The 25,135-nt window shown below is 45.8% G+C and carries 20 protein-coding genes and 1 other annotated feature; of the genes, 13 read left to right on the forward strand and 7 right to left on the reverse strand.

Annotated elements, in window-relative coordinates; all coding sequences use genetic code 11:
• Positions 1 to 82 precede the first annotated feature (82 nt).
• The 3 genes from GZN30_RS06995 to GZN30_RS07005 all read left to right on the forward strand — a co-directional run bounded on the left by GZN30_RS06995 (position 83) and on the right by GZN30_RS07005 (position 2,975).
• A complete protein-coding gene (locus GZN30_RS06995; RefSeq protein ID WP_075649024.1) occupies positions 83 to 1,702 on the forward strand; it encodes an NAD(P)/FAD-dependent oxidoreductase in 1,620 nt (539 codons plus the stop codon).
• Between the two features lie 235 nt (positions 1,703 to 1,937).
• Entirely contained in the window at positions 1,938 to 2,405 is a 468-nt protein-coding gene (locus tag GZN30_RS07000) for a GNAT family N-acetyltransferase (protein ID WP_075649023.1), read from the forward strand.
• Positions 2,406 to 2,435: 30 nt separating this feature from the next.
• Positions 2,436 to 2,975 (forward strand): isochorismatase family protein, encoded by a 540-nt coding sequence (locus GZN30_RS07005; protein ID WP_075649022.1) that lies wholly within the window; start codon positions 2,436 to 2,438, stop codon positions 2,973 to 2,975.
• An 83-nt stretch (positions 2,976 to 3,058) separates the two neighbouring features.
• On the opposite strand, the gene GZN30_RS21280 is transcribed toward GZN30_RS07005, so the two are convergent.
• Complete coding sequence (locus GZN30_RS21280; RefSeq protein WP_167521308.1) at positions 3,059 to 3,229, reverse strand: hypothetical protein; 171 nt, start codon at positions 3,227 to 3,229, stop codon at positions 3,059 to 3,061.
• Between the two features lie 95 nt (positions 3,230 to 3,324).
• Between GZN30_RS21280 and GZN30_RS07010 the strand changes: the two genes are divergently transcribed.
• Both GZN30_RS07010 and GZN30_RS07015 read left to right on the forward strand, forming a co-directional pair.
• A complete protein-coding gene (locus tag GZN30_RS07010) occupies positions 3,325 to 4,188 on the forward strand; it encodes a LysR family transcriptional regulator (RefSeq protein WP_075649021.1) in 864 nt (287 codons plus the stop codon).
• 118 nt (positions 4,189 to 4,306) lie between these two features.
• A complete protein-coding gene (locus GZN30_RS07015) occupies positions 4,307 to 5,608 on the forward strand; it encodes a GGDEF domain-containing protein (protein WP_075651248.1) in 1,302 nt (433 codons plus the stop codon).
• A 62-nt stretch (positions 5,609 to 5,670) separates the two neighbouring features.
• Here the strand turns inward: GZN30_RS07015 and GZN30_RS07020 are convergent, their stop codons facing one another.
• The 6 genes from GZN30_RS07020 to rnm form a co-directional block, all read right to left on the reverse strand.
• Entirely contained in the window at positions 5,671 to 7,194 is a 1,524-nt protein-coding gene (locus GZN30_RS07020; protein ID WP_075651246.1) for an ATP-binding response regulator, read from the reverse strand.
• Positions 7,195 to 7,206: 12 nt separating this feature from the next.
• The gene (locus GZN30_RS07025) at positions 7,207 to 8,343 is read right to left on the reverse strand and encodes an HD domain-containing phosphohydrolase (protein ID WP_075651244.1); all 1,137 of its coding nucleotides are present in this window, start codon (positions 8,341 to 8,343) and stop codon (positions 7,207 to 7,209) included.
• Positions 8,344 to 8,358: 15 nt separating this feature from the next.
• Complete coding sequence (locus GZN30_RS07030) at positions 8,359 to 13,515, reverse strand: response regulator (protein ID WP_083627198.1); 5,157 nt, start codon at positions 13,513 to 13,515, stop codon at positions 8,359 to 8,361.
• A gap of 285 nt (positions 13,516 to 13,800) precedes the next feature.
• Positions 13,801 to 14,826, reverse strand: coding sequence for a 23S rRNA pseudouridine(2605) synthase RluB (rluB, locus tag GZN30_RS07035; protein ID WP_075651242.1), 1,026 nt, complete (start codon positions 14,824 to 14,826; stop codon positions 13,801 to 13,803).
• Positions 14,827 to 14,950: 124 nt separating this feature from the next.
• Positions 14,951 to 15,574 (reverse strand): L-threonylcarbamoyladenylate synthase, encoded by a 624-nt coding sequence (locus GZN30_RS07040; RefSeq protein WP_075651240.1) that lies wholly within the window; start codon positions 15,572 to 15,574, stop codon positions 14,951 to 14,953.
• Positions 15,575 to 15,628: 54 nt separating this feature from the next.
• Complete coding sequence (rnm, locus tag GZN30_RS07045) at positions 15,629 to 16,492, reverse strand: RNase RNM (RefSeq protein ID WP_075651238.1); 864 nt, start codon at positions 16,490 to 16,492, stop codon at positions 15,629 to 15,631.
• 80 nt (positions 16,493 to 16,572) lie between these two features.
• On the opposite strand from rnm, the gene GZN30_RS07050 reads away from it, so the two are divergent.
• The 8 genes from GZN30_RS07050 (at position 16,573) to GZN30_RS07085 (ending at position 25,115) form a co-directional block, all read left to right on the forward strand.
• Complete coding sequence (locus GZN30_RS07050; protein ID WP_075651236.1) at positions 16,573 to 16,698, forward strand: Trp operon leader peptide; 126 nt, start codon at positions 16,573 to 16,575, stop codon at positions 16,696 to 16,698.
• Positions 16,645 to 16,759: a sequence feature (Trp leader region), on the forward strand. Its footprint overlaps the gene before it by 54 nt.
• A 129-nt stretch (positions 16,760 to 16,888) precedes the next feature.
• Entirely contained in the window at positions 16,889 to 18,475 is a 1,587-nt protein-coding gene (locus tag GZN30_RS07055; RefSeq protein ID WP_075651234.1) for an anthranilate synthase component 1, read from the forward strand.
• A gap of 9 nt (positions 18,476 to 18,484) precedes the next feature.
• Complete coding sequence (locus GZN30_RS07060; RefSeq protein ID WP_075651232.1) at positions 18,485 to 19,075, forward strand: aminodeoxychorismate/anthranilate synthase component II; 591 nt, start codon at positions 18,485 to 18,487, stop codon at positions 19,073 to 19,075.
• 10 nt (positions 19,076 to 19,085) lie between these two features.
• Positions 19,086 to 20,084, forward strand: a complete 999-nt coding sequence (trpD, locus tag GZN30_RS07065) for an anthranilate phosphoribosyltransferase (protein WP_075651230.1) — start codon at positions 19,086 to 19,088, stop codon at positions 20,082 to 20,084.
• 9 nt (positions 20,085 to 20,093) lie between these two features.
• Complete coding sequence (gene trpCF, locus GZN30_RS07070; RefSeq protein ID WP_075651228.1) at positions 20,094 to 21,521, forward strand: bifunctional indole-3-glycerol-phosphate synthase TrpC/phosphoribosylanthranilate isomerase TrpF; 1,428 nt, start codon at positions 20,094 to 20,096, stop codon at positions 21,519 to 21,521.
• Between the two features lie 12 nt (positions 21,522 to 21,533).
• Positions 21,534 to 22,724: a tryptophan synthase subunit beta gene (gene trpB / locus GZN30_RS07075; protein ID WP_075651226.1), complete on the forward strand. Its 1,191-nt coding sequence runs from the start codon at positions 21,534 to 21,536 to the stop codon at positions 22,722 to 22,724.
• Entirely contained in the window at positions 22,724 to 23,530 is an 807-nt protein-coding gene (gene trpA, locus GZN30_RS07080; protein ID WP_075651224.1) for a tryptophan synthase subunit alpha, read from the forward strand. Before trpB ends, trpA begins: the two co-directional genes overlap by 1 nt.
• Positions 23,531 to 23,855: 325 nt before the next feature.
• Positions 23,856 to 25,115, forward strand: a complete 1,260-nt coding sequence (locus GZN30_RS07085) for a dicarboxylate/amino acid:cation symporter (protein ID WP_075651222.1) — start codon at positions 23,856 to 23,858, stop codon at positions 25,113 to 25,115.
• The last annotated feature ends 20 nt before the right edge of the window (positions 25,116 to 25,135 follow it).

The following is a 25,135-nucleotide window of genomic DNA, read 5'->3' on the forward strand; positions in this document are numbered from 1 at the left end:
AATTCTCGTAAAATGCGCGCCATTGTGAGCGCAAGACACCTCGTCTTTTGCGCTAAGACACCATAAACAACGAGACATCAACATGATACGTTTAAATGAAATCAAGCTTCCTCTTGATCACGAGGAAGGCGCACTGCTTGACGCTATTTCAGAAAAGCTTGGCATTAATGCTGAGCAAGTTATCTCTTTCAATGTATTTAAACGTGGCTACGATGCTCGTAAGAAAACTAACATTCACCTTATCTATACGCTAGATGTGATTGTTGAGGGCGATGAAAGTGCCCTATTAGAGAAATTCACCAAAGACCCGCATGTACGCCAAACGCCAGATATGGAATACAAGTTTGTCGCGAAAGCACCTGAGAATCTAACTGAGCGCCCTGTTGTGATTGGTTTTGGTCCTTGTGGTCTATTCGCGGGTCTTATACTTGCACAAATGGGCTTTAACCCAATTATCGTTGAACGTGGTAAAGAAGTACGTGAGCGTACTAAAGATACCTTCGGCTTCTGGCGTAAACGCACGCTTAACCCTGAGTCAAACGTACAATTTGGTGAAGGTGGCGCTGGTACTTTCTCTGACGGTAAGCTCTACAGCCAAGTTAAAGATCCAAACTTCTACGGTCGTAAGGTAATCACTGAGTTTGTTGCCGCTGGCGCACCGGAAGAGATCCTATACGTAAGTAAGCCGCACATCGGTACCTTTAAACTGGTAACTATGATTGAAAAAATGCGCGCTAAAATCCTAGAACTTGGCGGCGAAATTCGTTTTAGCACGCGTGTTGACGACATCCACATGGATGGCGAGCAAATTACTGGCGTGACACTGTCAAACGGCGAAGAAATCAAATCTCGTCATGTTGTGCTCGCAGTTGGTCACAGCGCACGTGACACCTTTGAAATGCTGAACGACCGTGGCGTTTATATGGAAGCAAAACCTTTCTCGGTTGGTTTCCGTATTGAACACAAACAATCCATGATCGATGAAGCTCGCTTCGGTCCTAATGCTGGTCACCCTCTTCTAGGCGCGGCAGACTACAAACTTGTGCACCACTGTAAAAATGGTCGCACGGTATACAGCTTCTGTATGTGTCCGGGTGGTACCGTGGTTGCGGCGACGTCAGAAGAAGGCCGTGTAGTAACAAACGGTATGAGCCAGTACTCTCGTGCTGAACGTAACGCAAACAGCGCTATCGTAGTGGGTATTTCTCCAGAAGTGGATTACCCTGGGGATCCGCTGGCAGGTATTCGTTTCCAACGTGAACTTGAATCAAATGCTTACCTACTGGGCGGCGAAAACTATGACGCACCAGCACAGAAAATCGGTGACTTCCTAAAAGGTCGCGATCCAAGTGCAATTGGTGACGTTGAGCCTTCATTTACTCCAGGTATCAAGCTAACGGACCTATCAAAAGCACTACCACCATTTGCTATTGAAGCAATCCGTGAAGCAATTCCAGCGTTTGATCGCAAGATCAAAGGTTTTGCGAGTGAAGACGGTCTATTGACTGGCGTAGAGACGCGTACCTCTTCACCTGTATGTATCAAACGTGGTAAAGATTTCCAAAGCGTTAACCTAAAAGGCTTCTTCCCAGCGGGTGAAGGTGCGGGTTACGCAGGTGGTATCCTATCTGCTGGTATCGATGGTATTAAAGTTGCAGAAGCCGTTGCTCGCGATATCATGGCGCAGCTAGAAGACGCGTAAGCACACACTCTCTAAATTCCAGTTTCAAGCCAGCTTATTCAAGCTGGCTTTTTTATTGCGGTTATGTTGACTCAATCAGTCATCTTGATACCTTAGAAAAGACAATGACCATTTTTTAGACTATCAAACTAAGATAATCATCATCGCACGACCCCATATACCTATCAAAATGCGCGAATGGATATGCGTCTAAGTAATCAAACAGTTACGCTTAACTGATAAGCAAGGAAGAATAATGACTATCACCATTCGAGAAGCAACCATTGAGGATGCCGAGCAAATCAGCAACCTGATTGTCCCTCTCACACAAAAATTTGTATGTCCTACGTGGGACGAAAGCGTTCATCATATCGTGCTTAACTCGATGTCTGCCGATAAAATCGCTGAGTATATTGCTAACAACTACTATTATTTAGTGGTTGAAGATCAAAATCAGCAACTCATTGCCGTGGGTGGCATTCGTGATTTTTCCCATCTTTATCATTTGTTCGTTAAAGAGGATCATCAAGGGCAAGGTTTATCGAGCCAACTATGGCAACTACTGATGTCGAAAGCATTAGAAAATGGCAATCCAGGCTCGTTTACCGTTAATTCAGCACTCAACGCGGAAGAGGTTTATACTCGTTTCGGTTTTAAACGCATTGACGGAGTGCGTAATCACAAAGGAATGGTTGATGTACCAATGGCAATGACCATAGGGTAACCCTATGCAGTAAAGCTAAAAGGAATCACTATGCTCAATAAGGAAGACACTGGTTTAATCGTCGTCGACATTCAAGGTAAATTAGCTAGCTTGGTCGATGACAGTGAAACACTGATTGAAAACTGCGGTAAACTCATTCAAGGTGCGCAAGCTTTGGGACTGCCCATTATCTGGCTAGAGCAAAACCCAGATAAGCTTGGAGCAACCGTTGATAGTCTTGCTGAATTGATGGGTGAACTGACACCAATCAGCAAATTCACCTTTGATGGCTGCAGTGAGATTGAATTCAAGCACGCGCTGAACGAAGCGCAAAAGCACTCATGGCTTATCTGTGGTATTGAAACACATATCTGCGTTTACCAAACCGCGACCCATCTCGCTAACCTACACTTTGATATCCACGTGGTCAGTGATTGCGTCTCATCAAGAGACGTACGTAACAAAGAACTCGCCTTAACCAAATTTTCCCGAGAGAATGTCAAAGTGACCGGGCTGGAAATGTGTCTGTATGAACTGGTGAAAGATTGTCGAGCGCCGGAATTTAAACAAATTCTGTCATTGATCAAATAGTTCAACTGACCGCGCTAAGCACTTAGCACTTAGCACTTAGCACTTAGCGCGACTTTATCTAGATTAGCTCAGCTCTCAACGTGTCACTGCTTCTCGAACGTGCCAAGAACTTTTATCACTCCCGACATCGCTTGGTTTACATCCATCTTTTGAGTCGAGCTTTGCATCGATTCGGTACTCTTTCGTAGGCGCTCACGCAGTTCCTGTAACTCTCTTTGAGTGTCATTCAATAGTTCTGGGGTTGTTTTGTTCATTTTTTCCAATCAGTAGAAATCTTTTGAACTGCGATTATCATCTAAATATGATATCCAACATAGTTATCTTCCATCTGATTTTTAGATAGTTAAATATGTTTAACCTCCAGCAACTAGAAACCTTGGTTTTATGCGTTGAGTGCGGATCATTTTCTGCAGCTGCACGCAAACTAGGTAAAGCACAGTCAGCAGTGAGTACCGCCATCTCTAACCTAGAAATTGATGCTGGCATTCTCATCTTCGATCGCTCATCGAGAATTCCAGTACTCACTGAGCAAGGTCAGCATTTGTACACTCGAGCTTGCGCCTTACTGGAGCATGCTCAAAGTATCACTAATATGCTTCACTCATTTAACTCTGGAGTTGAGGCTAAACTGACCATCGCGGTTAACTACGTTCTGTTAACACCAAACTTCTATAAGATGTTGGGAGAGTTTTCTACGCAATTTCCAGATACTGAGTTAAGTCTTAGGGTTACCGACAATGATAACGTTGCATTGCTAGTGGCAAGCAACGCAGCAGATATCGGTTTCATGATATGGGGAACGACTTACCCTGCTGGAATTAACGTTGGATTAGTTGGTCACTTGCCTTTTTCCGTTGCAGTCCACCAATCACATCCTCTAATACATGAAGACGTCAAAGTGTTTGAACAGGTCAAACGCTATCGTCAAATCGTATTGAATGACAAACATTGCCACTATAGCAATGCTTTCTCACCGCGAGTCACCTATGTTAATCATTTAGAATCTGCTGTTGAGTTGCTCAGAGTAGATAACAATTGGCTGCTTATACCAAACCATGTCATCGACAAATATCATGATATAGAAAGGCTAGAATTACCGGATGAAGAATGTGATTGCTTGATTCAAATCGACAGAGTTATAGGCAAAGAAAAGCATATCGGAATTGCACTAGAATGGCTAAAATACCAAAGCATTAGTTGCTACAAGAATTAAGCAAGTTTTCATTACTTTCGTTATTAATCACTTTATTTATCGTTAGAATAGATTTATTTGATTGATAAAATGTGATCAAGCTCTAAACTTGTGCCTCACCAAAATAATATGAATACATATGAGCAATAGCATAAAGCGCACCTATACACGGCATTTTTTGCCATTAATGAAGCTGCTAGCGGTAACTATGGTTATCGTGGCTTTTTCGTATGCGCTTTATAATGCTTTTTTATTAAAGCAATTGTCTAAAGGTATTGTGAGTGACTTCAATCAGATTTACTCCATTAGCCGCCGCTTCGCACAATATTACAACAACACCGATACGACCTTTCTAACCAAAGGAACTCATGTCCGTAATGGTGTGAGTATTATGGTCTCCAAAGATACCGACGTGAAAGTACTCTCAACGGGTATCAATAAACTGCGCGCACAGCTAGAAACCATCGCACCTGATCACGTCTGGACGGTGGCGATTTTTGAACATCCAGCCACTTATGGGCACTTTGACCCGTTGCGTCAACCTTATGCTCAAAGATATAGCCAATATAAAGCCAACGATGTGATGACGCGGATCGTCGATACTGAGCGTTTAGAAAACACCTTTGACCAATTTTACGGCTGTAATATTAAGCTATCTGAGCCCTATCCTGAGCCAGGTACTAATGAGCTAGTTCGCACCGTTTATTACCCTGTTTACAATGAACGTAAATTAGATGCGCTGCTGGCTGTCGATATTAAAAACAGCTTTATTGATTACAAAATTGCTCAGTTCAACCGAGAATTCTTTACCACCGCCGACACCATGGAACACTGGTTTTCATTCCGTGTTCCAGTAGAAATTTCTTGTACTGATGCCAACACCGTCTATGTAGGCTTTGGTGCACAAGAAATTTTTGAGCGGATCTTAATCCCATCGATCCTTATTGCGCTATTTGGGCACATGTTAAGGGTCATTTATCTGCACAATAAACAGCGGTTATATACTGACAGAATGACCGGCTTCTATCGTCGTGACTTCTACGAACCAAGGTTAAAGAAACTACAAAAAATCTCTATGCTGATCATTGATATCGATTTCTTTAAATCAATCAATGATACCTTCGGTCACAAAATGGGCGATGATGTAATTACCGAAGTCACTCGCCGTATTGCAAAACAGATTCGCGCCAGCGATGTCGCAATTCGCTGGGGCGGTGAAGAATTTATTATCTTGTTCAAACATATGGATGAGGCAGTCTTAATAGAAAAAGCTGAAGCCATTCGCCGCTGTGTGGTCGAACAAAAAATCGCTGACCTTAACGTCACTATCTCTATTGGTGGCGTTCATTTGGAAAAAGGTACTTTTGCACAAGCCTACCGTATTGCCGATAAGGCGCTATATACGTCTAAAGAAAATGGACGTAACCAAGTCACTATTTGATATCGTTAAAGCTTTCTTTATCTAGCGCAGCCGACATAGCTGCGCTTGTGTCATGCTTACAGTTAATCAGATGCAGATAAAATCAGCGTAATTGCCGTCGCTTGCTCTTCAACATCCAACCTAATCTCTCCACCTTGAGCCTCTACGCATAGCTTGGCTGAATAGCAACCGAGTCCTTTCCCTGAGCTTTTTCCTGCGGTCACAAACTTGTCAAAGAAACGGTCTCTAAGTGTTTCTGGTACTGAGCCTTGATTGGTGATTTTAATCACTAACTGCTGCTCCTCACGACATGAGGTAACCGAGATAGTCGACTGTGGAGGTGCCGCTTCAATCGCATTAGTCAGCAAGTTGCTTAACATGGTATAGCTTAACAACTCATCACCTTGGAATTGATGCGCAGGGTCGATATCTAACTGAAACTCAACCTGCTTCTGCTTGGCGTTAGCCTGATAACTTGCTATCACCTGCTGTACCGTACTATTTAAAATCACAACAGATAAATTCGGTTGGTAATCGCCTCGCTCTAGCTCAAGCAAAACGCTGTAGTTATCAATCATATCGACCAGTTTGCTCGAGCTCTCCTTCAATAGTTGAGTTTCGTCACTGTCACTCATCTGCGCCATTAAAGTGCTGTGTAGAGCCGTTAGCGGGCTTCGAAAATCGTGAAAGAAAGTTTGTAGAGCTTCATCATGATGACGTGCCGAATCAATAAGATTATCGATTTGTTGTGAAAGCTTCTCTCTTTGAATTACTGAATTAACGTGTGTTTCGACGCGTGCTAAGACTATCTCTGGGATCACCGGTTTTTGAATGTAGTCCACCGCTCCCAGCTTAAGCCCTTTGACCACATCATCAGTTTGCGACAATGCGGAAACAAAAATAATCGGAATGAACTCTGTTTGCGGGTTGGATTTCAACGCCTGGCAAACCGCTAGACCGTCCATTTCTGGCATCATGATATCAAGCAGTATCAAGTCTGGCTTGTCCGACTTGCCGCAAATATCAATGGCTTGCTGACCACTGCGGCACACTTTGATTTTGTAGGTCTCTTTTAGTACCTCACCCAATACTTGTAAATTAGACGGCTCGTCATCAACCACCAAAATGGTGCGTTTGCTCGGTGGCGCTTCTACTTGAGCGCTATCTGATCTCTGAGCTAAATGGCTTTTAATCGGTGAAACGAATGCTTTGTGGACTCTCTCGGCTAACGTCACACGCGAAAATGGTTTAACCAGATACTCCGACACGCCTGCTTCGATCGCTTGAACCACATCGCTTTGATGCAAATTACCAGTTAACATAACAAAAGGAACATTGGCATGTGTTTTAGATTGACGGACATGTTTAAGTAAAGCTAAGCCATCCATCTTCGGCATTTTCCAGTCAGAAATGATGATATCAACCTGGTTGTGTTGTAAGTATTTTGCGGCTTCCTGTCCATCACGAGCCTGAAAAATCGTTTTAAATCCTAACTGTTCACATGCGCTGCTCAAGGCACGAGTGATCGCCTCAAAGTCATCGGCAATCAATACTGACATGTCTTTATAAGGAGAATCGTAGTTTACTCGCTTAAAACTGCTGTCCATTTTCGTTCTCTCCTATTCGACGGTGGCATCGTGGCTGTGCGCGGCTGGTTGAACTTCAACAATATTGTCTTGATAAGCTGTAGCAATTTCACGAAAACGTTCCGCATTGGCTAGGAATACATCGACTAAAATTGGCTGAAAGTGGCTACCTCGTCCTTCACAAATAATTCTTAATGCTTTTTCATGGCTGAAGGCGGGCTTATACACTCGCTGAGAAATGAGCGCGTCGTAGACATCAGCTATCGCCATAATGCGCGCTGACAGAGGAATATCTTCACCAGATAAGCCCCGTGGGTAACCGGAACCATCCCATTTCTCATGATGGCAATAAGCGATTTCTTTGGCGAACAACAAAAAGTTATCCGCATACCCAAGCGAGCCTTCTGCAGCACAGATGGCTTGATATCCATATTCAGTATGCTTTTTCATCTCCTCAAACTCATCAACTGTTAGAGGTCCAGGTTTGAGAAGAATGCTATCGACAACGCCAACTTTACCAATGTCATGTAATGGCGCAGATTTTGCCATCGCAGTTATCACTTCTGGCTGTAGATAATCGCGAAACGACTCGAGTTTGGCGAGCTGCTGCGCCATCAATTCGACGTATCCTTGAGTACGACGTATATGATTACCTGTTTCTGGATCGCGCGACTCCGCCAATGCACCCATTGCAACTAGTGCAACATCTTGGAGATCATTGAGCTGCCGGGTTCGTTGCTGAACTTTGTTTTCTAGACAATGATTCTGCTCAGCCAATTGATCAAGCGACGCTTTAAGTAATAGGTGATTTTTAATCCGCTGTTTTAAGATCGTCGGACAAATAGGCTTAGCGATATAATCCACCGCACCCAAAGCAAGACCGGTCGTTTCATTTACTTCACTCGACTTTGCGGTGAGAAAAATCACCGGAATGTCACGAGTCTCAGGATCCCCTTTTAATTGCTCACACACTTGATAACCATTGATGTCTGGCATCATCACGTCAAGCAAAATCAGGTCCGGCTTACCTTTGGCTAAAATTTTATACGCTACGGCTGCATTGGGCGCAGCTTGGACACGATATTCATCAGACAATATCGATTTAACACTATCTAGAATGGTTGGCGTATCGTCGATGGCGAGTATTGTGGTTCGATATTCTAATGGCATACTCTTTCCCCCATTTTAAACTGACTCTTTATCTAAAGAATCAAGACTCAACGTTACTTGCTCTAACAAAGGTATCGCTGATTCAAAATCGTAGTTGGCGATAGCTTGAGCAACTTGCTCAACTAAAACGGCATCTAAATTGGAACCGGCGCTGACGAGCATCTCATCAAACGTATCAACTGCCGCACTATCAAAATCATCCAGTTGGGCATAAAGCTGCTCAGCCAATTGTTGAAACTTGCTCGCATCAAAACTCTGTTGTTCAGCCTGAGTAGGCTCTGCCTCAAGTGCTGCGGTAATCGCTGCAACCATTCTTTCAACCAACTGTGCAACTTCTCTCAGCATTTGCTGCTCTTGTTCACCAAGTTCGCAGCGTCCTTCATCTCTCTGCTCTGCTAAGGCATGTTCTAGGCGCTGTGTTGGCTCTATTAGGTAATCCGCACCAATATTGCCTGCGATACCTTTGAGTGAGTGGGCTGCGATGACCGCTGTGCCAATATCTCCTTGCGCAATTGAATCACTAACCCTTTCTGCGACATTCGCTTCTGAGCGAACCACGTTAGCCAATGTCTTTTTGTATGCCTGGACATTGCCGCCCATGCGCGCAATCGCACTAACGGTATCAAGCCCCTCAACACACAGCGTTTGGTCCAATTCTTCTATATTTTCACTTATGGATGATGCATCGACAGAAAGACCAGCAGGCTCAACCCAGTCGGCTAGCGCTTTAAATACTTGGTTGGGATTAATCGGTTTGGCTAGATGATCGTTCATCCCTGCGGCGATGCACTTCTCTCTGTCGCCTGACATGGCGTTGGCTGTCATAGCAATAATCGGCAATTGATCATATTGCCCTGTTTGGCGAATCATCTGAGTCGCTTGATAGCCATCCATTACTGGCATCTGAATATCCATCAACACGATGTCAAACGAGTTTGAACACACTTTGTCGACCGCCTCTTGTCCATTATTTGCCGTGGTAACCTCAACCCCGACCATACAGAGTAACTCCAAAGCAATTTGCTGGTTGATGGCATTGTCTTCGACCAGCAGCACTTTTGCGCCAGCAATACCCTGAGCAATCGATGGATCAATATGGTTATCTGCGACCGTTTGAGAACCAACATGATTGGCAGTCATGACACCAAGTAAAGTATCAAGCAAGGTTGAGGCGGTAACTGGCTTGGTCAAACACGCATCGGGTTTTAATCCATGAAGATGTGGGGTGATTTCATCCTTGTCGTAAGCAGTCACAACCACAAAGTGCGGTGTTTTGTTGAGTTCAGGTAAACGAGTCAGTTGACGTCCAAACTCTAAGCCATCCATTTCCGGCATCTTCCAATCAGCTAACACCACGTCGAACGGGCGCTCACTCGCCTGTGCCTCCATCACTTTCTCTAACGCATCTTGACCAGAACTTGCTGCCTCCACTTGGAAGTTCAAACTTTGGCAAATCGTTGTCAAGATTTCACGAGCCGCTTCGCTATCATCAACCACTAACACCGAGAGATCATCCAGTCGCTCAGTTCCGTTAGTGATTGGTGTTTGCGTGCTCTGAGATAAGCCAAATTCAGCGGTAAAGCAAAATGTACTGCCTTGCCCATACTCACTTTCTACCCATATATCACCTTGCATCAGCTCAACCAGTGTTTTGCTGATGGTCAAACCTAACCCCGTGCCACCATACTTACGTGTCGTCGACGCATCCGCTTGGCTGAAAGATTGGAAAAGACGCCCTATCTGCTCTTGAGTCATGCCAATCCCAGTATCTGTAATGGAAAACTTGGTTTTGATTGATTCATGACTTAATTCAAGCGGCTCAATCTTTATGATGATTTCACCGCTATCGGTGAATTTGACCCCATTATTGGTGAGATTCAGCAGAATTTGCCCTAACCTTAGTGGGTCACCAATCAGATTAATCGGTAATCTCGGATCTAAATCAACCAGTAACTCTAGCCCTTTTTCTTGGCACTTATGGGAGACAACTTGAACCAGGTTATCGATGGTCTCCTGTAAGTTAAAGTCAACGTGCTCAAGGTCGAGTTTGCCCGCTTCAATCTTGGAAAAATCGAGAATATCATTAATGATACCGAGCAGGTTTTCCGCCGAAATTTGAATCTTGCTAACATAATCTCTTTGCTTGTTGGTCAAATCAGTCCGCATCGCCAAATAACTCATGCCGATAATCGCATTCATCGGCGTACGAATTTCATGACTCATATTGGCAAGAAAATCACTCTTCGCGTGTGTTGCCTCTTCCGCTTTTTGTTTTGCCAACTTAAGTTCACGCTCAGCTTCTTTGCGTTTGGTAGCATCGCGGACGATACCGGTGTAAAGCATTTGCCCTGCTAACTCAGATTCACTAAGTGATATCTCTAGGTCAATCTCTTCTCCGTCACACTTAAAACCAATAAACTCTTTCACCGCTGAAATTGGCGCCGAGTTATCCTTGCCTTGAGATGATTCGATAACATGAAATGGCGGTGATATCAGCGCTTCAACCAACATTTGCTGCGCCAATACATCCTTCGCCCGATAACCAAATATGCTCTCTGCAGCCGGACTGAATTCGACTATGATACCTGCTCGATTAACAACCACTATGCCATCCGAAGCATTATCGATGATGTTACGTGTGCGCTGAGAGTGAATCTCCAACTCAACCGTTCGCTGTTTAACTTGCCGTTCCAGTTCCACTTGCGTTCGTGCCAACGCTGAAATGGCGCGATTGCCGAGGCGCATGGTAAAGACGCTGGTACCAAGCATTAATACTAAGGAAATAGCTAACATTGACCACACCGTTGCTTTAAACGTGCTGAGCAACGAATAGGCTTCATCAACGTCCATTTCCGCTGTAATGCCCATACTGAGCGCATCATCCCAAATCCAACGCCCAACAACTGGTACTCCTCGATAGTCGTTGTAGCCACTTAAGTTACGCGAGGACAAACGCTCACTAATACTCTGCGCCATTACTGTCAGAGGCCATTTAGGATTAGCAGCTTGTGGATCTGATGTGAGATCTTTACCAGGATCAGCGACCCGAACATTAAGAGAAGAACGTTGCGTTTGTTCGAGTAAACCAATTTGCTTGAGTTGTTGTTCAAAGCGTACGTTGGATAAAAGCAATCCTGCGCTATCTATCGCGTAGGTTTCACCGCTTTTGCCAATAAATCCAGCCGACAGTATCGTTGAAAATACGCCTTCGAAATCGACTCGCTTAGTCAAGACGGCAATGGTTTCGCCCACAGCGTTAACCACCGGAACAGCAAAAAACATCGTTGGAGCATTGGTGTCTGCGTCGCTTTGTAGACTTACATCCGATTTTATAGGCGGAATAAACACCCCTTGACCAGCCAGTGCAAGTTTCATTAAATCGGGGCGCTGCAACTGAATAAGATTAACCGTACCAATATTGGTGTTACGACGAGAAGATAAACTGATGTGATCAGGGGAAATAATAAAGAACCCGAATGAGCCTGCTAACCTTGATCTTGATTCAATAAACTCTCTGAGTTGTTGTTGTACTGGAGCGTTAATCAATGCGCTGGGCTTACGATCGACATCAAGCAAGTTGTTTACCATACTCACCAATTGGGGATCTTTGCCCAACTGAGAGAGGCTATTAAGCTCCATATCCACCCAACCACCAATGCGCTTGTGAGCGGAGGCCAAAACGGAAGATAAACTATGATTGACCGATTCAATGCTCTTGCGCTCAGCGTAGCGGGTCACTATCAAGGCAGCAGCAATTAACACCCCGCAAAGAATAACTTGAACAGCAATCATCGAACGTTTAAAGCTTTTGTTGCCGAGCTTTTTTGCCAAAGTTCGATCGTTGATTTTAAACACACGCGAAATCAACAGCAGCAAGGCTAGCGTCAATATTACCGAAGCCACAATCACATACTTCAATGACTCAATTAAGTTAAGGTTACTGCTTTGCGCCGCAATTGGCGTTGCTAACTGTGACCAATCATTTTTACTTAAAATGACTTTTCTTAAATCAAGCGCATTGAGACCTTTCTGTAAAATCGAATGGAGTTGCGGTACTTGATTACTCGACCACAAATGGAGCGCTGAAGGTGAGAGCACATCTTCATCAATCACTCTTAAACCTGTAATTTTATTTTCAGCCAACCAGTTAGAGACAACGACTTCAGCATCCAATAAGGCGTCAGCGCGTCCATCTAGCACCGCATCAATGGCCTGTTCAATGCCTGACGTTTCTAAGATCTGAATATCTGGATAGAGGGCTTTGAGCTTATCAATGGTGGTATAACCGGCAGAAATGGCGATAGTGGCTCGGCTTAAATCCGCGACACGTTGAAATTCAGGTTTATGCTCAGAAACAAAATAGAGCTCTCTGATTAAGAAGTACGGATCTGAAAACTCACCATACTGCTTGCGAATATCGGTTTTGTAAGCGTGAGGTAATAGGTCTATCTCACCTTGCTTAAACTGACGAAGTAGCTCGCTCCAAGAGCCTTCCACCAGCTCCACTTTCAGACCAGAACGCAGTGCGATTTGCGTAACTATGTCCCCTGCCACACCTGCCACGTCACCGCTCTCATTTCGATAAAGCATCGGCGGCCAGTGCTCGATTCCTACTCGAACGACGTTACGTTGCAACCAATCTTGCTCAGCTGGATTTAAATCAAAAGGATTATCGACAGATTGTTGCTCAATGCGCTGTTCAATACGTTGCGCCAAATTCAGCAATGCTGCCATGTAGCGATCTTTATAAGCGTGGTATTCCGCAGCATTGATCTGGGCCATCGCTTCACTTAAGCGATTGGATTTCACATCATCAATCGCGCGCATCTCCAATGCCACTAATTCAAAGTGCGCCGCTTCTAATTGCTTGACGACTTCTCTATCACTAGGAATTTGACTTGCAAGCAGTGCATTAATCAGTTCCGTCAGACGAGGTTCGGTATCAAGGTATCTATCAAGCCATTTTTCATCGCCAGAAAAGGCATAGCTTAAAATTGAGGATGTCAGTACTTCATCAAGGTATTTCAGTTCAACCGCGATATTTTGAATTTGTTCTTGGGTCAACTCGCCACGTAACGATGAAGGAATAGCGTTAAATTCTGATGATGTTCGCGCGAACGAAGTCGATGCACCACAGACCAGCAGCACACTCGCGATTACGATTACTGTCATTTTTTGCGCGTAGAATTGTATGTTATTCGCGCATTTACCTAGCCACACCATTTACATGTCCCTGTAAATTGCCACACTAAAAACGTAGGAGACTGGACAAAATACAGCAAATTATTTCATAGTCTTAATTCACAAAATTTGGCATAGATGCTCAAATTTGTATCAATTAAGAGACAGGGAAAATTCATAATCAGCATCAATAAATGAAAGCTTCGGACAGTAAATTGAGGTATAAAAAAAGCAGCCTAACTTGGCTGCTTTTTAGTTATCTGCATAATCAGATGATTAACGTTGACCTTTTTGTGGCTTGTTACGTGAGCCTGAAACTCCAGCGCCGTTCTTTGGTTTGTTGCGAGAACCAGGTGTACCCGCACCGCTCTTAGGCTTGCTACGTGGGTTTGTAGCATCTGTCGCTTTTGGTTTACGACGTGAAGCGTTATTACTGCGACCTTTAGGCGCGCTTACACGCTCTTCATGACGCTTAACCGCACGACGGATTTTTTGGCTGCGAGAACGTTCGCGCTTACGAGAAGTCGCGTCTTTGCTTTCATCTAGCATAGTTTCACGTTCTGGACGTAGCTCAACCAATTCACGTAGGTAGTTCACTTCTTTAAGTGGCAACTCCATCCAACCGCCACGAGGCAGTTTCTTGTCTAGATAAATGTCACCATAACGAACACGTTTTAGACGGCTTACCGTTGTCTCTTGTGATTCCCACAAACGACGAACTTCACGGTTACGACCTTCGTTGATCGCTACGTAGAAAGTATGGTTCATACCTTCGCCACCAGCGTAAACAACGTCTTCGAAACGCGCCATACCATCTTCTAGTTGCACACCACGTACTAGGTTCTTAACTTTCTGCTCGTTAACTTCACCAAATACACGTACAAGGTATTCACGCTCAACTTGGCGGCTTGGGTGCATTAGACGGTTAGCAAGCTCACCATCTGTTGTGAACAGCAGTAGACCTGAAGTGTTCGCATCTAGACGACCAACAGAGATCCAACGAGAACCACGGATTTTTGGCAGACGATCAAATACCGTACGACGACCTTCTGGGTCATGACGAGTACACAGTTCACCCTCTGGTTTGTAATAAGCCAGAACGCGACACACTACTTCTTCCGAAGCTTTTACCGAAACAACATGTCCATCAATACGAACGATAGCGCTTTCATCTTCTAGACGTTCGCCTAGCTTAGCCACCATACCGTTCACACTTACTCGACCAGCTTTAATCAACGCTTCTAGTTCGCGTCGAGAGCCGTGACCAGCACGTGCCAATATTTTCTGAAGTTTTTCGTTCATCTATCTACCTATGTGTCGTCTTCTCAGACGTCGAATGAAATACGCGACCTAATTTCGCGGTCGCGTAATATACCAAACACAGTGATTGAAATCACCAAATTTTAACTCATCAGTGGTGAGATTTTTACGATTCAAACGGCGTTGGATCACCAGAGCCAATACGCACCACTTGCGCTTCATCTTCACTAAAGTCGATAACCGTGGTTGGCTGCTCACCTAAGTAACCACCATTTAAAATCACATCAACCGCATGTTCAAGCTTGTCACGGATATCTTCTGGATCTGACTCGGTAAAATCGTTGCCAGGTAAAATCAGTGATGTCGACATCATTGGTTCGCCCAAAGCTTCTAATAAGTCTAGTGCGATACGGTTGTCAGGAACACGAATACCGATGGTTTTACGCTTTGAGTTCATCAAACGGCGCGGTACTTCTTTCGTGCCTTTAAAAATAAACGTGTATGGTCCTGGTGTGTTGTTCTTTAGCAAACGAAACGCGGTGTTATCCACGCGAGCGTACATTGATAATTCCGATAAGTCGCGACACAACAGCGTAAAGTTATGTTTTTCATCCAAACGACGGATCTGACAAATGCGTTCTAGCGCTTGTTTGTTTTCCAACTGACAACCCAGCGCGTAACCAGAGTCAGTTGGGTAAACAACCACACCCCCGTTACGAATGATTGCTACCGCTTGATTAATCAAGCGAGCCTGTGGGTTTTCGGGATGCACGTAAAAAAACTGGCTCATGGTAATTCCTCATAGTGTTTACCCAAGTCGAATCGAGGCACTTGAGTAGCGAGCTTAGCTCTCTGAAGTATCGGAATGTGAAGGCTCGATACCCCAATCTTTCCACACTGGTTCTACGCCGGATGGCAACCAGAGGTTTCGTCCTAACTCCATCCACGGGGATGGGTAGTGAAAGTCGCTGCCTTGGGAGGCTAATAGTTTGTATTGTATAGCATAATCCGCCAAGTTGCGTCTTTCTTGTTGTCCTTGTTGCGGTTGTGCCACTTCCATCGCGTCACCGCCCGCTTCAACAAACGCAGAGATTAAGCGCTTAATCCACTTTGCGGTCAAGTCATATCGTCCTGGGTGAGCTAAAACAGCCTGTCCCCCAGCGGCATGAATGGCACTGACTGCATCCGCCATCGAACACCAGTTAGGCGGCACATACCCAGGGTTATTGCGAGTTAGATATTTTTTAAACACCATTTGCATGGTCTTAGCATAACCATTCTCTACCAGCCACGCGGCAAAGTGAGCGCGCGTAATTGGCGCGTCTCCAGCAATCTGACTCACTTCTTCCAATACCCCTTCACGGGTTGCCTTAGCCAGACGGGTGGCTATCAACTCAGCGCGAACAACTCGGCGCTGTTGCTGCTCTTCTATCAGCTTGCGTAGCTGTGGATTTTCCGGATCAATATTTAAACCAACAATGTGGATGTCTTTATTTTCCCACACCGTCGATATCTCAATACCGTTGATGATTTTTAGCTCGAGTTCTTGCTCGGTAACATACTGTTTGGCTGTCGCGAGCGCATCCACCGTATCGTGATCGGTAATCGCTAGCACATCCAAATTAAAGCTTACTGCACGGTCAACCAGCTCTTGTGGACTAAACCTACCATCTGAGGCGGTCGTATGGCTGTGTAAATCAATTCGCATAATTTTTTCTTTAGGGTTGACAGTGAACAAAAATACTAGTTAACTAGTACGCAATTACAAACTACTTCGTAAGACACGCTATGTTACAAGAATTTAACCAAAAGCAGAAAACAAAAGTCGCACTGACTTCGCCTGAGCGCGAAATGTCAGAGCTAGCTTGGTGGCGCACTTGGACAAGTTCTTGGTGGGCTAACGTGTACTTTTAATTTATCGCTAAATCGATAAATACTGAATCGCAAAGCCCGCTAAGTTAGCGGGCTTTTTGTTTTGTTGCGCATCTCACATCCAACTGCCTAAGGAATGAACGAATAAACACCTAGGATGTTTGGGGGATTGTTAGCTTTATGCGAGACTGTGTAACAGAAAGGAATATAAATAGTTAATGAAGGAGGTCTTGTGAACAAGACCATGACAATCAACAAGCTAGCAAAAGTGGATCTGTTACAGACTGAAGTGCCTTATTCAGCCGATCCCACTAGCCTGTTTCATACACTGTGCGAAAACAAAACCGATAGTTTGTTACTCGAGTCCGCAGAAATTGACTCTAAGCAGGATTTAAAAAGCCTACTTATCGTTGACTCCGCTGTGCGCATCGTTTGCCTTGAGCACACCGTTACCATGACCGCTCTGACTGATAATGGTCAGGCTCTGATTGAACACATCAGCCACAACATCAATGACAACATTGAATTTAAGCTGGCTAGTAACACACTAACCATCGAGTTTAGCGAACCTTGCAACACCTTAGATGAGGACTCTCGCCTGCGTGAAGCCTCCTCTTTTGATGCGCTGCGTCTCATTCAACACAGCTTTGATCTTAAACATCAAGATAAGCACGCGATCTTTATTGGCGGTCTATTTGCCTATGACCTAGTCGCAAACTTTGAGCCTCTAGGCACAGCGAAGGCGACCAACAAGTGCCCTGACTATGTGTTTTATGTTGCAGAAACGCTTTTGGTGGTTGATCACCAAACGCAAAGCTGCCAACTTCAAGCGACGCGTTTTAATGCTAGCAGCAGCGCAGCGACGATTGAAAAGCGCCTAGTAGAGATTGCCAAAGCATGCGGTGAGCTTAAATCACTGCCTCAAGCAGAACAATTGTCGAGCGTTGAGCCTGTGCCAAGCGTTTCGGATCGGGACTTTTGCCAAACCGTACGCGACCTTAAACAGTTTGTGATTAAAGGTGATGTGTTCCAAGTCGTGCCTTCACGCCGCTTCACTCTGCCTTGCCCATCTCCATTGGCAGCCTATAAAGAGCTAAAACAGAGCAATCCAAGCCCTTACATGTTCTACATGCAAGATGAGCTATTTACTCTGTTTGGCGCGTCGCCAGAAAGCGCACTGAAATACGAAACGCACACCAACCAAGTTGAGATTTACCCAATTGCAGGCACGCGCCGCCGAGGTAAACGTCCTAACGGTGAAATCGATTTTGACCTCGATAGCCGCATTGAGCTTGAACTGCGCGCCGATAGCAAAGAAAACGCCGAGCACATGATGCTGGTTGACTTAGCTCGCAACGACGTTGCGCGTATTTCTGCGGCTGGCACTCGCCATGTTGCAGACCTTCTAAAAGTCGACCGTTACAGCCACGTCATGCACTTAGTTTCTCGTGTGGTCGGTCAACTGCGTGATGACCTTGATGCACTGCACGCCTATCAAGCTTGCATGAACATGGGCACACTGACCGGTGCGCCAAAGATCCGTGCTATGCAGCTAATTCGCGACGTCGAACAAGCGCGACGCGGTAGCTACGGCGGTGCGGTCGGTTACCTAACTGGCGAAGGGACACTGGATACTTGCATCGTGATTCGCTCGGCGTATGTCGAAGATGGCATCGCCCAAGTGCAAGCCGGTGCGGGCGTGGTCTTCGACTCAGACCCGCAAGCGGAAGCGGATGAAACCCGCGGTAAAGCCCAAGCGGTGATCTCAGCCATCCAAGCGGCACATAAAGCCCATAACCAAAGTACAGACAAGGTATAGGTGTTAAACATGGCAAATATTGTATTTATCGACAACTTTGACTCGTTTACTTATAACCTAGTCGACCAATTTCGTTCACTGGGGCATGAAGTCACGATATACCGCAACCACATTGCGGCAGAGAATATCGAACAAGCGGTACTCGAACTGCCAAACCCAGTGGTGTTGCTCTCTCCTGGTCCTGGTGCTCCCGCAGAGGCAGGCTGTATGCCCGAGCTGATTCAACGCTTAAAAGGCAAAGTGCCTATGATAGGTATCTGTCTTGGGCACCAAGCCATCGTGGAAGCCTACGGTGGCAAGGTTGCAGGCGCTGGCGAAATTGTGCATGGTAAGGTCTCGATGATGGAACATCAGAACCACGCCATCTACCAGGGCTTGCCCTCACCGCTTGCAATTGCGCGTTACCACTCGTTGGTCGCGACCAAGGTGTCAGATAGCCTAACGGTGACCGCCGAAGTTGACGGTTTGGTGATGTCAGTGGTGCAAGAACAAGACAAAGTGTGTGGTTTCCAATTTCATCCTGAGTCAATTATGACCACCTATGGAGCGACACTTCTCGCCAATGCGATTGAATGGGCATTAGAGCGAACCAACGGATAAGGAAAAGATCATGGAACAGATTATTAATAAACTATATGAGCAAGAGTCACTGACTGAGCAAGAAAGCCAGCAGCTTTTCGACCTGATTATCCGTGGTGAATTAGACCCGATTTTGATGGCTTCTGCCCTAACGGCACTGAAGATCAAAGGTGAAACACCTGCTGAAATCGCTGGCGCAGCCAAAGCATTACTCGAAAACGCCAACCCGTTCCCACGCCCAGACTATGATTTTGCCGATATCGTTGGCACTGGTGGTGACGGACACGACACTATCAATATCTCGACCACCGCCGCTTTTGTTGCGGCAGGTTGTGGGCTTAAAGTTGCTAAGCATGGTAACCGTAGCGTTTCGAGCAAATCCGGTTCATCGGATCTGCTTGATTCATTCGGCATCAACCTCGCAATGAGTGCAGATGACACGCGTGAAGCCGTAGATGACCTTGGCGTGGCTTTCTTATTTGCACCGCAATATCACGGTGGTGTACGCCACGCGATGCCAGTGCGTCAAACCATGAAAACTCGCACCATCTTTAATATCTTAGGTCCTTTGATTAACCCAGCTCGTCCTAATATCGAGCTGATGGGCGTCTACAGCGAAGAACTGGTTCGCCCAATTGCAGAAACCATGCTGAAAATGGGCATGAAACGCGCGGCAGTGGTGCATGGCAGCGGCTTAGATGAAGTGGCGATTCATGGCGAAACCACGGTAGCTGAAATCAAAGACGGACAAATTCATGAATACACCCTATCACCGGAAGATTTTGGCGTGGAACGTTTCCCATTAGAAGCAATTAAGGGTGGCGATCCAGAAGAAAACAAAGCGATCATTACCAACATTTTGACCGGCAGCGGCACTAAGGCGCAATTAGGTGCAGTCGCGGTCAACGTGGCACTATTGATGCGTCTATTTGGTCACGAAAACCTTAAAGCCAATACTCAGCAAGCGATTGACGTGATGAATTCAGGCAAGGCATTTAAGTTAGTAGAACAGTTAGCGGCACGCGGCTAAGGATCATGTATGACACAGACATCTGAAAAACTCTCCCAGCACGTATCGAAACAAGAAGCGCAAATGGCAGAAGTATTAGCAAAGATTGTCCGCGACAAATATCAATGGGTCGCGGAGCGCAAACAAACGCAACCACTCGCTGAGTTTCAAACCGAGCTTGAGCCCTCTGATCGCGACTTCTACCAAGCGTTGAGTGGTGATAAAACCGCGTTCATTCTTGAATGTAAAAAAGCCTCACCGTCAAAGGGGCTGATCCGGAACGATTTTAACTTGGACTACATCGCCGCAACCTATGATCGCCACGCAAGTGCAATCTCGGTGCTGACCGATGAAAAATACTTCCAAGGTAATTTTGAGTTTCTGCCGCAAGTGCGCAAACAAGCTCGCCAACCTATCTTATGTAAAGATTTTATGGTCGACAGCTACCAAGTGTATCTTGCGCGCCACTATAGCGCGGATGCGATTCTGTTGATGCTGTCAGTATTGGATGATGCTCAGTATCAAGAACTTGCTGACGTTGCCCATTCTCTGAATATGGGTGTTTTAACTGAAGTGAGCAACGAAGACGAATTGCACCGAGCGGTTAAACTGGGCGCTAAAGTCATTGGTATTAACAACCGCAACCTGCGCGATCTCAGCACCGATTTAAACCGTACCAAAGAGTTAGCTCCAACCATCCGTGAATTGGCACCCAACGCCACGATTATCTCTGAATCGGGGATTTACACCCACCAGCAGGTACGCGAACTGGCTGAGTTTGCCGATGGTTTCTTAATTGGCAGTTCGCTGATGGCGGAAGATAACCTCGAACAAGCAGTGCGCAAAGTAACCCTCGGACAAAACAAAGTGTGTGGTTTGACCCATTCAGACGATGCTGCTAAAGCGTATCAATCGGGAGCCATCTATGGCGGTTTGATCTTTGTTGAAGCCTCAAAGCGTTATGTGAGCCCAGAAAATGCTCGTCTCGTGATGAGTGGTGCGCCGCTTAACTATGTTGGCGTCTTCCAAAACCACCCTGTTGAAATTGTGGCTGAAATTGCTACCCAATTGAACCTTGCTGCGGTGCAGTTACATGGTAGCGAGTCTCAGGAGTATGTGGATGTTCTGCGCATTCAACTACCGCAAGAGATCCAGATTTGGAAAGCCTATGGCGTGAGTGATAAACAGGTGCAACGTCTTAGCCGCCATATCGACCGCCATCTACTCGATGCTCAAGTCGGCAAACAAAGTGGCGGGACAGGCAAAGTATTTGATTGGTCGTTAATCGGCTGCACCAAAGAAGTGATGCTGGCTGGCGGATTATCGGCAGATAACGCCCAGCAAGCAGGCACATTAGGCTGCCTCGGTTTAGACCTCAATTCCGGTGTGGAAAGCGCACCAGGTAAAAAAGATTTAGTTAAGTTGCAACAAGCGTTTGCTGCAATTAGAGAATATTAAGGAAGACAAGCAATGGCGAAGTTAAATGCCTATTTTGGCGAATACGGCGGTCAATACGTCCCGCAAATTCTAGTGCCTGCGCTAGAGCAACTAGAGCAAGCGTTTATTGATGCACAAGAAGATCCTGCATTTCGCAGCGAGTTTATGTCACTGCTGCAAGAGTATGCGGGTCGCCCAACAGCGTTAACGCTGACTCGTAACCTGACCAAAGGCACCAAAACCAAACTGTATCTAAAGCGTGAAGATTTGCTGCACGGCGGCGCACACAAGACCAACCAAGTACTTGGTCAAGCATTGCTGGCAAAACGCATGGGTAAAAATGAAATCATCGCTGAAACAGGTGCGGGTCAACACGGTGTAGCGACTGCCCTAGCCTGTGCACTACTAGGACTAAAATGCCGCGTTTACATGGGCGCGAAAGACGTTGAGCGTCAAAGCCCGAACGTATTTCGCATGAAACTAATGGGCGCAGAAGTGATCCCGGTGCATTCAGGTTCAGCCACACTAAAAGATGCCTGTAACGAAGCGCTACGCGACTGGTCTGGCAGCTACGAAACCGCTCACTACTTGCTAGGTACAGCTGCGGGTCCTCACCCATTCCCGACGATTGTGCGTGACTTCCAGCGCATGATTGGTGAAGAGACCAAAAACCAGATTTTAGCCCGTGAAGGTCGCCTGCCTGATGCAGTCATTGCCTGTGTGGGTGGTGGCTCTAACGCCATTGGTATGTTTGCCGACTTTATTGAAGAAGAAAGTGTGCGTCTAATTGGCGTCGAACCAGCAGGTAAAGGCATTGATACAGACCAACATGGTGCACCGCTAAAACATGGCAAAACTGGTATTTTCTTTGGCATGAAAGCACCACTGATGCAAGATGCCAACGGTCAAGTTGAAGAGTCTTACTCAGTGTCAGCTGGTCTAGATTTCCCATCAGTAGGACCACAACACGCTCACTTAAATGCGATTGGACGAGCTGAGTATGACAACGTCACCGATGATGAAGCGCTAGAAGCCTTCCAAGAACTTGCGCGTAGCGAAGGGATCATTCCAGCGCTAGAATCCTCTCACGCACTGGCTCATGCATTGCGCATGGCACGTGAAAACCCAGAACAAGAACAACTACTGGTGGTAAACCTATCGGGTCGTGGTGACAAAGACATCTTTACTGTCCACGCCCTCCTAGAAGAAAAAGGAGTGATGTAATGGACCGTTATCAATCAATGTTTGCTCGCCTTGCAGAGAAAAACCAAGGCGCATTTGTCCCGTTCGTTACCATCTGCGATCCTAGCCCTGAACACTCACTAGAAATCATGCGCACGTTAGCAAAATCTGGTGCTGACGCGCTTGAGTTAGGTATGCCATTCTCCGACCCGCTGGCAGATGGTCCAACAATTCAAGGCGCTAACATTCGCGCTTTGGATGCAGGCGCAACACCGGCAATTTGCTTTGAACTGATCAGTAAAATTCGTGCTGAGTTTCCAGAGTTACCGATTGGTCTGTTGATGTATGCCAACTTGGTGTTTTCACGCGGTATCGAAGACTTTTATCAACGCTGTGCAGAAGCTGGTGTTGATTCGGTGCTGATTGCCGATGTTCCGACCAATGAAAGCGCTGAGTTTGTGGCTGCCGCTAACAAGTTTGGTATTCACCCAATCTTTATTGCGCCACCAACCGCCAGCGACGAAACGCTTCAATCTGTAGCGGAGTTGGGCAGTGGCTACACTTACCTGCTGTCGCGTGCGGGGGTAACTGGCGCTGAAACTAAAGCCAATATGCCAGTAAGTGATATGCTAGAGCGCCTGAATAAATTTGATGCGCCGCCTGCTCTACTTGGCTTTGGTATTTCAGAACCCGAGCAAGTGAAACAAGCGCTTGAAGCTGGCGCGGCAGGCGCAATTTCAGGTTCTGCTGTGGTTAAAATCATTGAGAATAACCACCCTCAACCAGAGCTTATGCTCGAAGCGCTAGGTAACTTTGTTACCGCGATGAAAACAGCAACACAAAAGTAACATTCAGATAAGCTTATTTACGGCTCAGGAGTTAACGCTCTCGAGCCGTTTTAGTTTAACACTTGCAACATTGTTACATTGATCACGTTTATATAAATCCATCCATTTGCGAAATATCCAATAAAACACCACCAGAGCAAACGTTACCCCTCAATTTAACCAACAAATTTGTCATTAAACTGTCACTAGTAATGATGAATTTATAATTTTCTTTGTTGCCAAATGTAAACAATAAGTGTACAAACTTAGCCGACATTATTAGCTACCTACCACAATATGTGCAGTGGTTAATATTGGGGATTTATCATTTATTAGCACAGAGGTTATGGAAGTGTTAGAGAAAAAAGGTTTGCTAAGCAACATAGGTGTTCAAGTTGTCATTGCAATGATCGTCGGTACTGCCGTTGGTGCCATGATGGGTCAAGATGCTGCAATGTTTGCTCCACTTGGCGCAATTTTTATTAATCTAATCAAAATGCTAGTGATTCCACTAGTCGCAGTAGCACTCATTTCTGGTGCCGCAGGCTTAGGCAATAGCCATGCAGCAGGTAAAGTTGGCGCAGTAACGCTAGGTTACTTTGGTCTAACTTCAGCACTGGCGGTGGCACTGGCTATCGTGATGGGCGTGGTTTTCCAACCAGGTATCGGCATTGACCTGTCGAGCGTGGAAGGCATGTTCTCATCTGAATACGCTGCTAAAGGGGAACTTCCTACTTTCTGGGCGACCGTTACCGGTATGATCCCAACCAACGTTTTCCAATCCCTAAACGAAGCGAATATTCTACAAATCTTGGTGTTCTGTCTATTTTTCGGTATCGCACTTTCTCGCCAAGACAAAGAGCGCCGTACACCGATTATCAATGGCGTAAATACCATTGTTGATAGCATGGTTTGGATGATCAACAAGGTTATGGTTATCGCACCTATCGGTGTCTTCGGTCTCATGGCAGAAGCAGTAGGTACCTTTGGTTTTGGCGCACTAATGGTGGTATTTAAACTCTTTGTTGTTTACGTCGCAGCCATCCTGATCTTTGGCTTTGTGGTCTACCCTGCCATGATCCATCTGTTTACTAAGACATCAGCCAAACAGTTTATCAGTGCAATGAAAAAGCCTCAGGCAGTTGCTCTCTCTACCGCCTCATCCATGGCAACACTGCCTGTAACTATGGACACTGTTGAGCACGAGCTAAAAGTGCGCAACTCAACCGCATCATTTGTTCTGCCACTTGGCGCAACAATCAACATGTCTGGTAACGCGATCTACTATGGTTTGGTAGCAATCTTCTTCGCCCAGCTGTTTAACATTGAACTCGGTATGGGTGCATACATCGCGATTATTGTTACTTCAACCTTAGGTGCGGTTGGTCAAGCGGGTGTTCCGGGACCATCATTCCTTGTGGTTGCAGTACTGCTTGCCGCAGGCATTCCAATCGAAGGTCTACCACTGCTATTCGCATTGGACCGTATCTTTGACATGATCCGCACAGCCCTTAACATCACAGGTGATGCAGCCTGCGCCGTGATTGTTGATGCGCTGATTGAAGAAGAAGCCGCACAAGCGGAATTAGAAAAGCAACAAGCATAAGCACTCGACCCAAAATCGTA

The organism is Vibrio ponticus (assembly GCF_009938225.1).
GTDB lineage: Bacteria > Pseudomonadota > Gammaproteobacteria > Enterobacterales > Vibrionaceae > Vibrio > Vibrio ponticus.

Bases quoted from the DNA above. Each gene is read 5' to 3' on its own strand.
- GZN30_RS07040 (WP_075651240.1), bottom strand. From the start codon at position 15,574: ATGAGCCAGTTTTTTTACGTGCATCCCGAAAACCCACAGGCTCGCTTG.
- GZN30_RS07020 (WP_075651246.1), bottom strand. From the start codon at position 7,194: ATGGACAGCAGTTTTAAGCGAGTAAACTACGATTCTCCTTATAAAGAC.
- GZN30_RS07085 (WP_075651222.1), top strand. From the start codon at position 23,856: ATGGAAGTGTTAGAGAAAAAAGGTTTGCTAAGCAACATAGGTGTTCAA.
- GZN30_RS07010 (WP_075649021.1), top strand. From the start codon at position 3,325: ATGTTTAACCTCCAGCAACTAGAAACCTTGGTTTTATGCGTTGAGTGC.
- trpA (WP_075651224.1), top strand. From the start codon at position 22,724: ATGGACCGTTATCAATCAATGTTTGCTCGCCTTGCAGAGAAAAACCAA.
- GZN30_RS07060 (WP_075651232.1), top strand. From the start codon at position 18,485: ATGGCAAATATTGTATTTATCGACAACTTTGACTCGTTTACTTATAAC.
- GZN30_RS21280 (WP_167521308.1), bottom strand. From the start codon at position 3,229: ATGAACAAAACAACCCCAGAACTATTGAATGACACTCAAAGAGAGTTA.
- trpCF (WP_075651228.1), top strand. From the start codon at position 20,094: ATGACACAGACATCTGAAAAACTCTCCCAGCACGTATCGAAACAAGAA.
- GZN30_RS07030 (WP_083627198.1), bottom strand. From the start codon at position 13,515: ATGACAGTAATCGTAATCGCGAGTGTGCTGCTGGTCTGTGGTGCATCG.
- GZN30_RS07000 (WP_075649023.1), top strand. From the start codon at position 1,938: ATGACTATCACCATTCGAGAAGCAACCATTGAGGATGCCGAGCAAATC.
- trpB (WP_075651226.1), top strand. From the start codon at position 21,534: ATGGCGAAGTTAAATGCCTATTTTGGCGAATACGGCGGTCAATACGTC.
- GZN30_RS07015 (WP_075651248.1), top strand. From the start codon at position 4,307: ATGAGCAATAGCATAAAGCGCACCTATACACGGCATTTTTTGCCATTA.
- GZN30_RS07005 (WP_075649022.1), top strand. From the start codon at position 2,436: ATGCTCAATAAGGAAGACACTGGTTTAATCGTCGTCGACATTCAAGGT.
- GZN30_RS07050 (WP_075651236.1), top strand. From the start codon at position 16,573: ATGTTACAAGAATTTAACCAAAAGCAGAAAACAAAAGTCGCACTGACT.
- rluB (WP_075651242.1), bottom strand. From the start codon at position 14,826: ATGAACGAAAAACTTCAGAAAATATTGGCACGTGCTGGTCACGGCTCT.
- GZN30_RS07025 (WP_075651244.1), bottom strand. From the start codon at position 8,343: ATGCCATTAGAATATCGAACCACAATACTCGCCATCGACGATACGCCA.
- GZN30_RS06995 (WP_075649024.1), top strand. From the start codon at position 83: ATGATACGTTTAAATGAAATCAAGCTTCCTCTTGATCACGAGGAAGGC.
- trpD (WP_075651230.1), top strand. From the start codon at position 19,086: ATGGAACAGATTATTAATAAACTATATGAGCAAGAGTCACTGACTGAG.
- rnm (WP_075651238.1), bottom strand. From the start codon at position 16,492: ATGCGAATTGATTTACACAGCCATACGACCGCCTCAGATGGTAGGTTT.